Origin of the sequence: Pleionea mediterranea, from assembly GCF_003148745.1 — a bacterium.
GTDB classification, from domain to species: domain Bacteria; phylum Pseudomonadota; class Gammaproteobacteria; order Enterobacterales; family Kangiellaceae; genus Pleionea; species Pleionea mediterranea.
In genome coordinates this window covers 118059-131544 of the sequence record NZ_QGGU01000010.1, presented here as the reverse complement: position 1 = coordinate 131544, position 13486 = coordinate 118059, and the positions used below count along the sequence as shown (strand labels likewise).

At 37.9% G+C, this 13486-nt stretch carries 10 protein-coding genes; 8 read left to right on the top strand and 2 right to left on the bottom strand.

Translation table 11 applies throughout. From position 1 onward, the window contains the following. Positions 1–55: 55 nt before the first annotated feature. Complete coding sequence (locus C8D97_RS14160; protein WP_109764447.1) at positions 56–1747, bottom strand: LuxR C-terminal-related transcriptional regulator; 1692 nt, start codon at positions 1745–1747, stop codon at positions 56–58. A 325-nt stretch (positions 1748–2072) separates the two neighbouring features. On the opposite strand from C8D97_RS14160, the gene C8D97_RS14155 reads away from it, so the two are divergent. From C8D97_RS14155 to C8D97_RS14140, 4 genes are read left to right on the top strand one after another with little or no spacing between them, the layout of a single operon-like run. Continuing rightward, positions 2073–2459 carry an HIT family protein gene (locus C8D97_RS14155; RefSeq protein WP_109764506.1) on the top strand — a complete coding sequence of 129 codons (387 nt, stop codon included), beginning with the start codon at positions 2073–2075 and terminating at the stop codon, positions 2457–2459. Between the two features lie 26 nt (positions 2460–2485). After that, a complete protein-coding gene (locus C8D97_RS14150) occupies positions 2486–4006 on the top strand; it encodes an ATP-binding protein (protein ID WP_109764446.1) in 1521 nt (506 codons plus the stop codon). Continuing rightward, positions 3999–4952 (top strand): PD-(D/E)XK motif protein, encoded by a 954-nt coding sequence (locus tag C8D97_RS14145; RefSeq protein WP_109764445.1) that lies wholly within the window; start codon positions 3999–4001, stop codon positions 4950–4952. The genes C8D97_RS14150 and C8D97_RS14145 overlap by 8 nt, the downstream gene beginning before the upstream one ends. A 14-nt stretch (positions 4953–4966) precedes the next feature. Continuing rightward, positions 4967–7849 (top strand): Z1 domain-containing protein, encoded by a 2883-nt coding sequence (locus C8D97_RS14140; RefSeq protein WP_170115262.1) that lies wholly within the window; start codon positions 4967–4969, stop codon positions 7847–7849. On the opposite strand, the gene C8D97_RS14135 is transcribed toward C8D97_RS14140, so the two are convergent. Next, positions 7846–9423: a DNA cytosine methyltransferase gene (locus C8D97_RS14135; protein ID WP_109764443.1), complete on the bottom strand. Its 1578-nt coding sequence runs from the start codon at positions 9421–9423 to the stop codon at positions 7846–7848. The genes C8D97_RS14140 and C8D97_RS14135 overlap by 4 nt on opposite strands. A gap of 67 nt (positions 9424–9490) precedes the next feature. On the opposite strand from C8D97_RS14135, the gene C8D97_RS14130 reads away from it, so the two are divergent. From C8D97_RS14130 to C8D97_RS14115, 4 genes are all read left to right on the top strand, one after another. After that, positions 9491–9943: a very short patch repair endonuclease gene (locus C8D97_RS14130; RefSeq protein ID WP_109764442.1), complete on the top strand. Its 453-nt coding sequence runs from the start codon at positions 9491–9493 to the stop codon at positions 9941–9943. A gap of 128 nt (positions 9944–10071) precedes the next feature. Then, on the top strand, positions 10072–10710 hold the full coding sequence (locus C8D97_RS18275; RefSeq protein WP_210204956.1) for a DUF6933 domain-containing protein: 639 nt from the start codon (positions 10072–10074) through the stop codon (positions 10708–10710). Positions 10711–10803: 93 nt separating this feature from the next. After that, entirely contained in the window at positions 10804–11742 is a 939-nt protein-coding gene (locus C8D97_RS14120) for a helix-turn-helix domain-containing protein (protein WP_210204955.1), read from the top strand. A 191-nt stretch (positions 11743–11933) separates the two neighbouring features. Further along, the gene (locus C8D97_RS14115; RefSeq protein ID WP_146196161.1) at positions 11934–13238 is read left to right on the top strand and encodes a hypothetical protein; all 1305 of its coding nucleotides are present in this window, start codon (positions 11934–11936) and stop codon (positions 13236–13238) included. Positions 13239–13486: the final 248 nt, after the last annotated feature.

The following is a 13486-nucleotide window of genomic DNA, read 5'->3' as shown; positions in this document are numbered from 1 at the left end:
TAAAACTTAAAACTTAAAACTTAAAACTTAAAACTTAAAACTTAAAACTCGAAACTCAATCAATCCCCACCGATTGCAGCAGAGTCGTTAACTTGCCCAGCGCTTCTGGCTTGGCGCCTTTTAGCATTTGTTGCAAACCGATTAAACGAAAACCGGGGCAGCGCTGACGAAACTGGTTGCACGCGGCCACCACCTGATGTTGTTCACCCAGTGCTGCGTAAGAGGCGATTAAGGCGATGTGCGGAATGGCAGAAGCGTTTCCGAAACTTAAGGATTCTCCGGCATCGCGAATGGCGCCGGAGTAATCACCCATGGCAAACCGGGTCATGGCGAGGGCGGCAAAATAACTCCAGCGTTCCGGATCGCGCGGGTTTAATTGCAGGGCGTATTCCAGATGTTCTATTGCCTGCTCGTATTGCTCGGCCATACCGGCAATTTGTCCCAGCAAGCTGTGGGCATGGGCAAAACTTGGGTTCAGTCGCACCGCCTGTTGCAACGATTGCACGGCAACCATCATTTGTCCCTGCGCCATTTGCATCAGGGCGTAAATAACATGGCCGTCGGCCATTTGCGGATCGAGCCGAATACTGGTGAGCGCGTACTGCTCAATAATATGCAGTTTATCTGCGGCATCTGGCTGACGGGCTTCTGTTTTCTGGTCATCAAGGGATTGAGTGTCAAGCGCAGAGCTTTTAGCTAAAGATCGATTAGTTAAAGATCTATCTAACAAAGAACTAACTTGTAAAGAATCGGCCTGCAGGTTATCTGCCGCAGGCCATTGTTCCAGATGTTGTTGATACAGGGTCATGGCTAACCCGCAGTAGGACAGCGCCCAGCGATCGTCCAGTTCCAGACAGGCCTGAAATCGCGCCATGGCGCGTTGGTTGGCTTCTGGCGTGCGCTGATGCAGTTGCCACATGCCGCGCATGGCATGATGCCACACATCGCCGGTAACGCTTTGCGGCAAACTGGCCTGATCGGACACCACTTCAAAATTCAATGCTGCGGCAATGGCTTTGCTGATGCCATCAATCGCCGACATAATATTGTCCACCGGATAACTTAATACGTCGCGCCATAACGCCCGGTGATCATTGGGATGACTCAGCTCACAGGTTAATCGCAGCTGATCATTATTCCAACGCACCGTACCCGTTACCAGATAATAAGCCCCCAGTTTGTTGGCCGCTTCGGTTAAATCATCCAGCGGTGTGTAACGACGGCTCGAGCGAAAACTGATAATGGGCAACCAGCGATGGGACGCCATGCGGATCGACAGCTCTTCGGCAATGCTTTCGCCTATGTGATCAAAATGCGCCGCTTCCGACAGGTTTTCAAAGGGTAATATGGCTAGCGCAGGTTTTGTTGCGGGGCTATTGTTTTTTGAAGAATTATTTATAGGGCTATCGGATGAGTTAGTCGAAGAATTATTTAAAGAGTTATTTGAAGAACGGTTTAAAGAGTTTTCTAAAGAATCATCGGATGCGTTACTTAGATCGTCTGGATCAACATTGGGCTCTGCGGTTAACGCATCCGCTGCCTGTTGATCCGCCAACATCTGTTGAAAGGTAAACACCGCTTCGGTTCGGTTGGCTACGTTTAATGAACGCAGTAAGGTACCCATGTGTACCTTTACCGTATTGACCGATATGTCCAACAGGTTGGCAATTTCTTTATTGCTTAAACCTTTGGCAACCAGTTGCAAAATATCGGTTTGGCGCTTGGTTAGATCATTCAGTGTTGACATATCTCAACTCGAGCTCAATCCATGATGAGGGCATGGGTTATAGTACCCAGAGTTTTGCTGGCTGTCATGTTTTGGCTCGGTTCTCAACTCTTAACCCTCTACTCGAAACTCGAAACTCGAAACTCGAAACTCGAAACTGAATTCGCATCTCAAAAGTAATTAATTTCTGTTTTTTCTTGAAGTTGGTTATAAATGGCGGTAGGTTTAATGGTTATACAACTTATAAAAACCAAAAAATAAAAACACAGTATAAAAAATAATAAAAAGCGCCATCGTATGGGAAAGGGATTGAGATGGTGATTATTCGGGAGACGTGGGGATTAATTTGGCTGTATCACACTCTAACTGTTTGTTTTGTCACTTACCCAGTGAGCGTATTGTGTTCGACGCATCGCATCATTGGGTGATACGCGATGCCTATCCGGTAACCACCGGTCATACCCTTATTATTTCTAAACGCCACGCTGAAACCTGGTTCGATCTAACGGATGAAGAGCAGGCTGAGCTTAATCATTTATTGTGCGATCAGCGTGAGCAATTATTAAAACAAGACGCGTCCATTACTGGGTTTAATATCGGTATGAATTGCGGCGAAGCCGCCGGACAAACTGTAATGCACTGTCATATCCATCTGATCCCACGTTTTCAGGGCGACAGCAAAAATACGCGCGGCGGGGTTCGTGGGGTGACCCCTGAGAAGCAGACTTATTGACATTAAAATTGATAAAGAGAAATTATATGAAAGAGTTACCTCCTCAACCCGATAAACTAATATATGCTCTCAGAAAAATTGGATATGGCTTAGAGCAGTCAATTTCCGATCTTATAGATAACAGTATTAGTGCTAACGCAACAGATATTCGAATTAGATTTGTATATGATTCTGAAAGTGTTATTAGCATGGCTATTATAGATAATGGATTAGGTATGAGTGGCAATGTAATTGATGAAGCGATGAGATTTGGCTCAGATATAAAGAGGGATATTAATAGTTTAGGGAAGTTTGGTATGGGAATGAAACTCGCATCAATAGGGCATGCTAATGATTTAACAGTACTATCTAAAAGTAAAAGTGAATGGTTGGGACGAAGGTGGACTGTTAAGAATATTAGTAATGGTTGGCTTTGTGATGAGTTATCTATAAAAAACATTAGACAGATATTAAAGTGCGTCTTTTATACAGGAAAAGTGCCAGATTATAAGTCTGGTACAGTAATATATTGGAGAGAAATAGACAGTATAAAAACCAGAAAGACAGGTGTAGAAAATACCATAAAAAAACTTATAAAAAGATTACGTATCCATATTGGCTTACATTTTCATAGGTTTCTTGAAATAGAAAATAATTTAGTTATTCATATTGATGCAATTTCAAATGAGACCAATTTAGAGTTATTAAATGAGCAGGTCGTACCACTTAATCCTTTTCCAGATAAAGAAAATGCTCCTACTGATGATTTTCCTGCCACATTTAAGGCAGAAGTAGCAGGAGTGGGCCCATTATCTATGAAAGCTTATATTTGGCCTCCGAATTCTGATGAAGCTCAGTACAAACTAGGTGGTCGAGCAGCTTCGATGCAAGGATTTTATTTTTATAGGAATAATAGGCTTTTACAAGCAGGTGGATGGAATGGTTTGGTAAACTCTGATTCAGAGCCTCATGGCTCGCTAGCACGAGTGGCTATTAATTTGCCTGTAAAATACGATAGTCACTTTAGTGTTAATGTACAAAAAGATAAGGTAAATGTTCCTGAAAGTTTTATTCCATCTTTACGTCATGCAAAAACTGATTCGTGGCTTACTTTTTTTGAGTATAGAGTAGAAGCGCAAAAGATATATAGAAAAAAAAGTGATAAAGCAAAGCTTCAGAAAGTTGTGATTCCAGCAAAAGGAATACCAAGGCCTGTAGTGAAAAAAATAAAGCGACAAGCTATTAATGTTTATGAAAGAGAAGGTAAGCCAAAGCCAAATTATCGGGGGATTAAGTTTGAATGGGTTGACTTTAAAGAGGAAAATATATTTCAAGTAGATAGAGATACTGACTCTATTTTATTAAATAAGGCATTCAGAAATGAACTCCTACTTGGTGCTAAAGGAAGTCCTACAGATATTCCATTAATAAAGATGTTGATTTTGTTTTTAGTGCAGGATGACTTTAAAAAGACTAAAACATCTTTTGAAAGAAAGAAAGAGCTAGATTATATAAATAAAGTATTAATTAGCACTTTAAGGTTCAGGAGAAAACCTAGTAATGGATAAGCTTCCCTTATGGTCTACGGTAGAACGATTTTATCTTGATAGTGAAAGAACTATTCAAATTAATGGTACTCCAAAGTTTCAAGTCCATTTCAGAAAAAATCCAAGTAGCATGACGTTTATCATTGAAAGTGATTCAGATATAGGTGATTCATTTTCAAAGCTTAAAAATATTAATATATATGTTTGCGACAATCCAAGTGGCATTGCTATTTCTTGTAGTGATGACTGTTTATTTGAGTTTTTTTATATGTCTGCAACATCGATTGTGAATGCAGTGAGAAATGAATTTGTACCAGTTCCAAAAGCTATAAGATTGGCGTTAGAAAACTTAGGGAATCTTATAGAGAAAGAAAATGAGAAAGATATGAGTGCAGTTGTAACTGGGTTGTGGGGGGAACTATATGTACTAGAAAGTCTTATTAATCTACATGGGGTAAAGTCAGTAAACTACTGGCTTGGTCCTGAGAATGAGGCTCATGACTTTAGATGCAGTGATTTTGAAATGGAGGTAAAGACAACTAAGTCGGAGAGAAGGTTGCATATAGTCGGTAGTTTTACTCAGTTACAGCCAAGTGAAGGAAAGAAGTTATATCTCTGTTCTGTTTGTATTGTGCCCACGCAAGGAGGGCGAAGTTTATTAGAGCTAAGAGAAAGTGTAGATGAGCTACTAAAAAATAACGAGTCAGAAAGTAATAGGTTTGATTATCTTTTAAAATCGAAAGATTTTGCATTTGGTTCTGATCCTTCATCTATTAAGTATGATTTACGGTTTCCAACCTTAGTGTTCCCTGTTAACGATGGGTTTCCGAAAGTTACACGGTTAGAACTAAACTCTTTGTTTAAGTCTAATGCGTCTTCAATTATTGAGGGGAGTTATTCAATTGAACTTTCTGATTATTTTGAAAATATCAAGCTTAATAGTTTTATTAATAATAACTTCATATGAATTTTGGAGGGAGTATGGATTTATATAAATTGTTAGAAAGGACTCTTGTAGATCAAATGCCTTTAAAAGGAAAGGGGCCGGGTGATTTTAAAAAACTTCTGAAAAAAACCGCACTATATTTAGATTATGAGCCATTAGATACCATACTACCATCTATTTATGATGGGGTTTTTTCAAGTAATCCAGACAATGATCTTAGAAATTTATTTGGTTACTATTTGGCTAAATTTGATGCGACTGAGAACCCAAATTGGTCGCATACACATCCTAATTCTGAAATTAGAAGAAAAGATATTCTTCAGAAGATGAATTTTACTAATGAAGAAATTAAGTCTATTAATTTATTAAATCCATACCATGATAAATCAAAAAAGACAATTGTAATAACTGATGAATTTGACCACTGGTATCCAGGAGAGAGTCCTCAGTTAAGATTCTACTGGGAACATTATGCGAGTCTATTAAAAAATAACAACTGGCCTTTGACTAGCATTATAAGACTTGACGAAGCAACTGATGAAATTATTACAAGACTTGACAATCCACTTAGAAAAGATGATAAGAGAAAAGCAGCTAGAGGACTGGTCGTTGGTTATGTACAAAGTGGTAAAACTGCAAATTTTACAGGTGTAATTGCTAAATCAATTGATGCTGGCTATAAAATGATTATAGTACTGGGTGGTATATTGAATGTTCTGAGGTCGCAAACTCAAAGACGTTTAGATAAGGAGTTATTAGGTAAAAATAATTTAATGTATTCTCTTCAATCTCATGACTGCCCTCCTGACTATGAGGAAGATCCTGGTTGGAATGAGTTTGTAGAATATCAACAAAACCCGCCAACAAGAATTGAAAGACTGACCAACTCTAAGCAAGATTTTTCAAGTGATTTTGCACAGAAATTAGTACCAATGCTAGCTCATTATGATCGAGAAGTAAGAGATGCAGAAAACTTAAAGAAAATGCCAGTAAAGTTAATGGTAATTAAAAAACAAAAAGATGTATTAAAAAAGCTAATAAAAGAGCTAAAAAATGTTGAATTTCAAGTTAAAGATTTGCCTGTAATAATAATTGATGACGAGTCAGATCAAGCGTCTGTCAATACTGCCAAGATATCAAAATCTGAAAGCAACAAAAGAACAACAATAAATAAGTTGATAATAGAGCTGTTAAATGTATTTTCTGCTCCTCAATATATTGGATACACTGCAACACCGGCAGCTAATGTTTTGATTAACCCATCTGACTCAAAAGATCTTTTTCCAAGGGACTTTATATTAACATTACCTCGTCCGATCGGATATATGGGAGTTAGTGATTTCTATGATTTTGATGAAGATTGGAATGATATTAGTGAAGATTACTCGGAAAAAATGCTAAATGAAAGTTCCTATATCAGGCCTGTAAGAGGTAGTGATACTGATATAGATAACCTACCTAAAGCAATTCTTTCATATATTCTTTCTGGTGCTATTAAACTCTTTCGAAATGCAAATGGTGTTGAAGTTTCTGTTAAGCATCATACAATGCTCTTCCACTCTAGCGTAAAAAAAATGGATCATGATTGTTCTAGAGCTGAAATATTTGATGTGTATCGAAAGCTTACAAAATGTAAAGAGTATTTAATAGTTCAGCTAAAAAGTCTTTATAATAACGATTTTAAACGTGTTTCACTCGATAAGTGCGAATTTAATGGAAGTTTGAGATGTCCGGATTTTTCAGAATTGTTAACATATATTGACAAGGCTATTAGGAAAGTAGAATGTCCTAATCCTGTTAGAGTGGTAAATGGTGATATAAAATATCAAGATCAGTTGCCAGATTTTGATAAAGAAGATATTTGGTCAATTCTTGTAGGAGGAGCAAAGCTTTCAAGAGGTTATACTGTTGAAGGATTGACTGTTAGTTTCTTTAGACGAAAGTCAGGTGCTGGGGATACGTTGATGCAAGCTGGCCGATGGTTTGGGTTTAGAAAAAACTATAAAGACTTAGTTCGTTTGTTCATAGGCGTTGAGGAAAAAAGTGGTACTAAACTAAAAAATATTTATTTGGATTTTAAAGATATCTGTAGAGATGAAGAGTTGTTTAGACAAGAGTTACGTACTTACACAAAATTAGAAAATGGGAAGCCCATTAGGCCTATAGATGTTTTACCTCCTTTACCTGTTCATGGTTTAGACCCTACAGCTGCAAACAAGATGCAATATGCAAAGACGCATGTTAAAAACCTTGGTGGAACCTTCCTTCATAAAGCAGCTAATATATCCCATCTAAAAAAGCATATAGAAAAAAACATGGTGTTATTAAAAGAATTGTTAAAAAATTCTTCCGAACATCGATTATTTAGAGGATATATAGGTGAAAAAGAAAAGCAATTGGATATGATTTATTATGAGTCTAAAAATAATAATGTTTTGCATTTTTTGAAATCATATGAATGGACGATTCGAAATCAGCTACATGATGAAATATCATTTATTGAAAATAACAAAATATCTAGCTCAATAGATAGATGGCTTATAATTTTACCAAAAAATAGTCCTAAAAACATGTACATTGATATTTTTAATGATAATAAAGTTGGAGTATATTCTCGTGAAGTTGATAGTGCTAATGGTAAGTTTAAAGCTATAAGTGATCCTGATCATGTTAAGTTGTGTAAAAATCTAATTGGTATTAAAGATGAAAGCACCCCTGTGAGACTTGATGGTATAAGAAAAAAAGAGAATACAGCAATATTATTAGTGTATCCTGTAATTCTAAAAGGCGAAAAAGTCGACATAAATATAGAAAGTGATAAGTCCAAAGTAAGAATTGGCTTCGGTGTGTTTTTTCCTAAAAATAATGAGCCTATTGATACCTATATAATAGTTGATAAAAGCTATAAATATAATTAGTTTTTACATAAGCAATTGTATAGTATTTTGGCCAGTTTATAAGAAAGATATGGAGGTACAGCATTTCCAACTTGCACATACTGTTGAGTTCTATTTCCACAAAAAAAATAGTTATCTGGAAACGTTTGAATTCTCGCTGCTTCTCTTACTGTCAGACTTCTGCATTGAGTAGGATCTGGATGGATATAATAGTGCCCATCTTTCGAAATATGGCTAGTAATAGTTGTTGCAGGAATATTAAATAGCTGTGTTCTAAACCTATCTGCAAACTTTCCAGACTTAAAATTAGCATGTCTTGGTAAAAGTTCATCTGGATAGTCACTCGATTTTGGAAGTTTCTTTGTCCAAGATTCTCTAGATGCAATTTTTGCCCAACTGCTACAAAAAAGATACCTTTGAAGGTCGCTCTCTATGTGGCCTCTAGTCTCATGATTAGTAACAATATTTCCCATTTTTTTGTCGTAATACCAATCTGAAAGTATATTGTTTTTTATGCTTTTACTTCTCTTAACTCCAAAATTCATGCCTTGGTCAAGGTTTGGAGCTGTCATCTTAGAAATGTTTAAGGAATACTCTTCAGCTACTTTATGATATCCGTGTTCGTACAAAGACTGTAGTGTATTTACAGAGTCATTTTTAATGACATTAAGCCAATTTTTAGAAGTGTTCTCCGATTTTGACAAACCACTACGTAGTTTAGGAAGATCTGAAATTACTGTTTTCAAAGGTATTTTAATGCTAGAGGGTTTCAATAGAAGGTCTTTTGAGTTTACATTTATATCATCTCTAAAGCCGACTAAAATTACTCTGTGTCTTCTCTGAGGAACCCCATAATCTTCGGATTTTATAATAAAATCTTTGGGATCAACAGGTTCTTTATCTGTGACATTAGTGACAAAGGAATATATTGAATAAGAATGTTTAGAAAATCCTCTTTTGGGAGTTATTTTGACAGCTTTACAAGGGTCATGTAAGTCTTGGAAGATGGTTTCATAGATGGACTTGCCATTTATTTTTGCTGATAGCATACCTTTCACGTTTTCCATAACAAAAGCTACTGGCTGAAAATGTGCAATAACTTTGAGATACTCTTTGTATAAAAAGTTGCGATGATCTTTTTCAGCGTTATACCCTTTTATTCCTTTATTTCTTGCTCTTCCTGCAAGTGAGTATGCTTGGCAGGGTGGTCCTCCAATTAGAATACATTCATCTGTACCTAAAGCAGACTTGATTTTTTTATTTATAGTTTGATTGTTTTTTCCTAACTCGAGTTTAAATGCTTCTTTTTGTGCAGCATTATATTGATTTTGGAATTTTTTATAATTATAGAGTAGTTCTTCAGGAGCCTTACCTAAATTACCATTGAGAAACTGATAGTACTCATCAGGTACATTGTCTCCGAATTGTCTATAAAATGATCTTAAAAGTAATGTTTTATGAGCAGCAGAGTCCTTTTCAATAGAGATAACTATTTTAAAAGCATTAGTCCCATTATTGCTTTTAACTTGGCTGAAACCTTCCCCAAGCCCTCCTGGACCAGAAAACAGGTCAATGACTTTTATTGGCTTGCTCATAAAGTATACAGCTGTATGATGTTAATTAATTATTCTATCAAGTTTTCATCGTGAATCCAGGCCTAAAATGGATATAGTATCGAAAAAAAAGCGCTCAGAATTAATGTCTGATATAAAAAGCTATAATACTAAGCCAGAAATAATGGTCAGAAAAGTACTTTACAATATGGGGTTTCGATATCGAATTAATGATTCAGTAGAGGGCATTAAGCCAGATATTATTCTAAGGAAATATAATGTAGTAATATTTGTGCATGGTTGTTATTGGCATCGTCATAGAGGATGTCTGTTAGCTTATAATCCGAAGTCAAAAGTTGATTTTTGGAATCAAAAGTTCAAAAAGAATATTGAGCGTGATAAGAAGGTTTTTCTTAAGCTCAAACTACAAGGTTGGAGGGTTGGTGTCATATGGGAATGTACCACTAGAAATTCCGACGAGTTTGCTAGAACGATGTTAGAGTTACAGCAATGGATATTAAATGGAAGTGACGAATTTGAGAGTACTTTTGTTAAAATATAAGTGTAGCTAGTTATAATCTTGAAATAGCTGAAGAGAATTGAGGGGGCATTGAGGGGTCAAATCTTGTAAAATACAGTTATAATCTCTACACTTCTTTGATACGTTCATAACGTAAACGTGACCCACATATGATTAAGCTCCACTGTACGAAAAAACTCAGTGCTAAACTAAACATTGATGCTCAAGGATTCTTGCCTCAAGGCCATCGAGCACCGGTGAGTGCTGAGAGCCTCTTGGAAGAAGGGGTGTTGAGCGGGTGGCATGCGAATTTATTTACTGTTCAACGTAGAAACTGTGTGATCGCAGTGCACGATGCAACACGCTTTCCTGTTTTGATGACCTGCCTTAAAAAGGATGACTTCGATAATCTAAACTACTGGTTTGAAGATGTGTTTATGAATACTTTGTTAAAACTCGGAGCCACCGAAGCACACATGGACACTGCTGCTAACGCTATTGAACCATTGTGCATTGACAATCAGTGCAACCGTTCCGTTCAAGGCACGATGAATCAAATGAAAAGCGATTTCGAGTACTCGCTGCAAATGAGTGATGTGAGTATCGAAGATATATCGCCATACCGTATTTCTGCCTGGCTGGCCGACAGGCCCTGTACGGTTAAAGGGAAAAAAGATTGTGTTTGGCCAGAAAAAGCCATGTTAGCGCTTTTGGATGGCTCGAAGTTTAATCGGCCGAATCGCGATGATAATAATATTGAGTCTGAAGGTGATAATGTCGTTTCGCTGGACGCCTATCGAAAAGAATGATGGAGACGCAAAGCGTCCGTATTGAGAGAGCTCTATGGTGAAATTGCTATGGTGAGGCCGCTAAGAATCGAGTTTGAAGGTGCTTGGTATCACGTGATGAACCGAGGAGCCGGGTATCGGTCAATTTTTAAGACCAATCGACAGCGCGAATACTTTTTATCGTTATTGGATGCGGTGACTCAGCGATTTAATGCTGATGTTCATGCCTATTGTTTAATGGGCAATCATTACCACTTAATGATCCGCACACCCGATGGCAATCTACAGCGCATCATGCGACACATCAACGGTGTTTACACCCAATACTTTAATCGTACACAAAAAACCGATGGCCCTTTATTCCGAGGACGCTACAAGGCCATTTTGGTGGAAGCTGAAACCTATTGGCTTGAATTGTCGCGCTACATTCATCGCAATCCTATCGATATTCTAAAAGGAAAGTCTTTAGAAACTTACCGTTGGTCAAGTTATCCTGCTTATGTTGGCGAGGCAGATTCGCCAGAGTGGCTGACCACGCAATACATTCTAAATGCGATTGGAAAACGCAATCAGCAAAGCAGATACCAGTTGTTTGTGAAGTCGGGTGTGAGTGACGAACTGACAACGTTTTACGGTGGAAGCGGAGTGAGTTCGATACTTGGCGGTGCTGCATTTAAGACTGATTATATTCGGGAGGTTAAGCAAAACCCCGAAGTCGCCGAGTTAAAGCAATATCGGAAAATACCGAGTATGGAGCGTATCCTATCGATTGTTTGTCGGCATTTTGAAATTTCGAAGAAGGAGTTGTTAAAATCACGACGCGGACGACACCCGTATCAGCAGGCGAGAGCAATGGCCATGTACCTCTGCCAGGAATACGGAGAGTATACTTTGGCAGACATTGCAGAGAAGTTTAACCTTGCTGGTTATGCGAGTGCTGGTGCGACTATCCGTAACTACAGGGAGCGAAAAAAAGAGAGCGACAGTATTAATCTTTTAAACTTAATAATGCAAGACTTGACCTCTCAGCAGTTTATGCCGCTCATGCAGTGATTATTTAAGCTAATAATATTTCAGGTTTTTGTGACCCAATCGGTCAGTTGGTATTGCCAGTGCAAGGTCGCTTTTATACAATCGCCGTCCATTACACTTTTTGGGTTATTACTATGGAATTGGTTTATTCCCTCCAAGGTTGGTTGGCTCCAACTGTTTATTTATTGCTCATTTTGGCTTGTTTATTGTATGTGAATAACCAAGGCAAAGGATTTCTAGTCGCCAGTTTTTCCATTACCTTACTAATGTCGTTGTTAATTGAAATAGGCAAGCTTGACAGTGTCAGAGACTCATTCTTAGCTGTCGAAGAGTATTTCGCTTGGGTTGGTTTGTTGGATATAATCGGATCGTTAATCAGTGGGGTGCTACTGGTTGTTGCATGGTCAAACATTATGTATCAGCAGACCGATAATGATTCCCGGCAACAGGGTTTTACACAGCGACTTTCGATTGGCTTTAAAGGCAAAGCTCTCGCGTTTAACGCCATTATATTATTCGTGATACCGGCTGCATTTTTCTTAGTCGCTTTATTTGCTCCAGATTACAGCTCTGTGTTTTTATCTTTTTCGTTTGGTGCCATTTATATGGTCATTGCGATCTATTATTTATTGAGTAATCGTTTATTCATTAAGGGTAACCAATATTACAAAGCGTCAGTTTTTTTTGCGGCGTCCTTTATTGTGATTGCGGTCGGTAGCTTTGTGCAGTTTGGCATTCAAAACTTTTTACCGGTTGATCAGATCGATAATCCTATGGTGATTTTTGTTTCTGCCAGCCAATTGTTCTTTTTCTTTGTTATGTTGCATCTTATGTTATTAGCGTTAGGAGTAAGTGAATTAACCTTGAAAAAAAGCAACAAAACACACCCGTTATCGTATTCGTCAGAACCAAGCTCGCTATCAAGAGCAGCTTTTAAAACGGCTTCAAGAACACGACTAGGTCGATTGTGGTTGTATTTAACCTTGCAGTTTGTCGGTGTTGTATTAACGTTTTTAGGTCTCATGATGATGATAGAGTTCTTCCCTTCTTCAACTCTACTTTTGGTCGCAATTTCGGTGGGAGTTATATCGTTTATCGCGGCGCAAGTTTACTTTTTGATGTTGCTTTACCGCATTTGGCGACACGTTATACAGACGTCGGCACCATTAAACATTTCCCCTTCAATTAATTCACCTGCTAAAGCGGTTGGTTTTTTATTTATTCCGCTGTTTAGTCTTTACTGGATTTTTATTGCTATAGGAAAACTAACAACCGACATCAATAAATTGTCTGAAAAACAACAGGGACTACAAGTAGTTGGTGGATTAGGCGTGGTCTATTGTATTATAGGGTTGCTTGGTTTGATCCCAATTGTTGGTTATATTTTTACCGGTGTGGGGCTCATGGTGTTAGGTCCGGTTTTGTTGCATCAATTGATTTCGGCGGTGCAAGCCAATTCGTGCGAAGACAACTCGGGCAAAGACAGTTTAACTGTGCATTCCACTGCTCATACTTGACTATAAAAACCCTATCATAGATTTTATTGGTAGAACGAAACGTTGTACGTCAGAGGCAAGACCAATGGCTATTGCCTCTGCCAAGAATAGGGTGAGTACACTTTGGCAGACATTTCAGAGAAATTTCATCTTGCTGGTTATGTAAGTGCGGGTGCGACTATCCGTAACTACAGGGAACGAATAAAAGAGAGCGAAAACATTAATATTATGAACTTAATAATACAAGACTTGACCCTGTAGTGACCCCT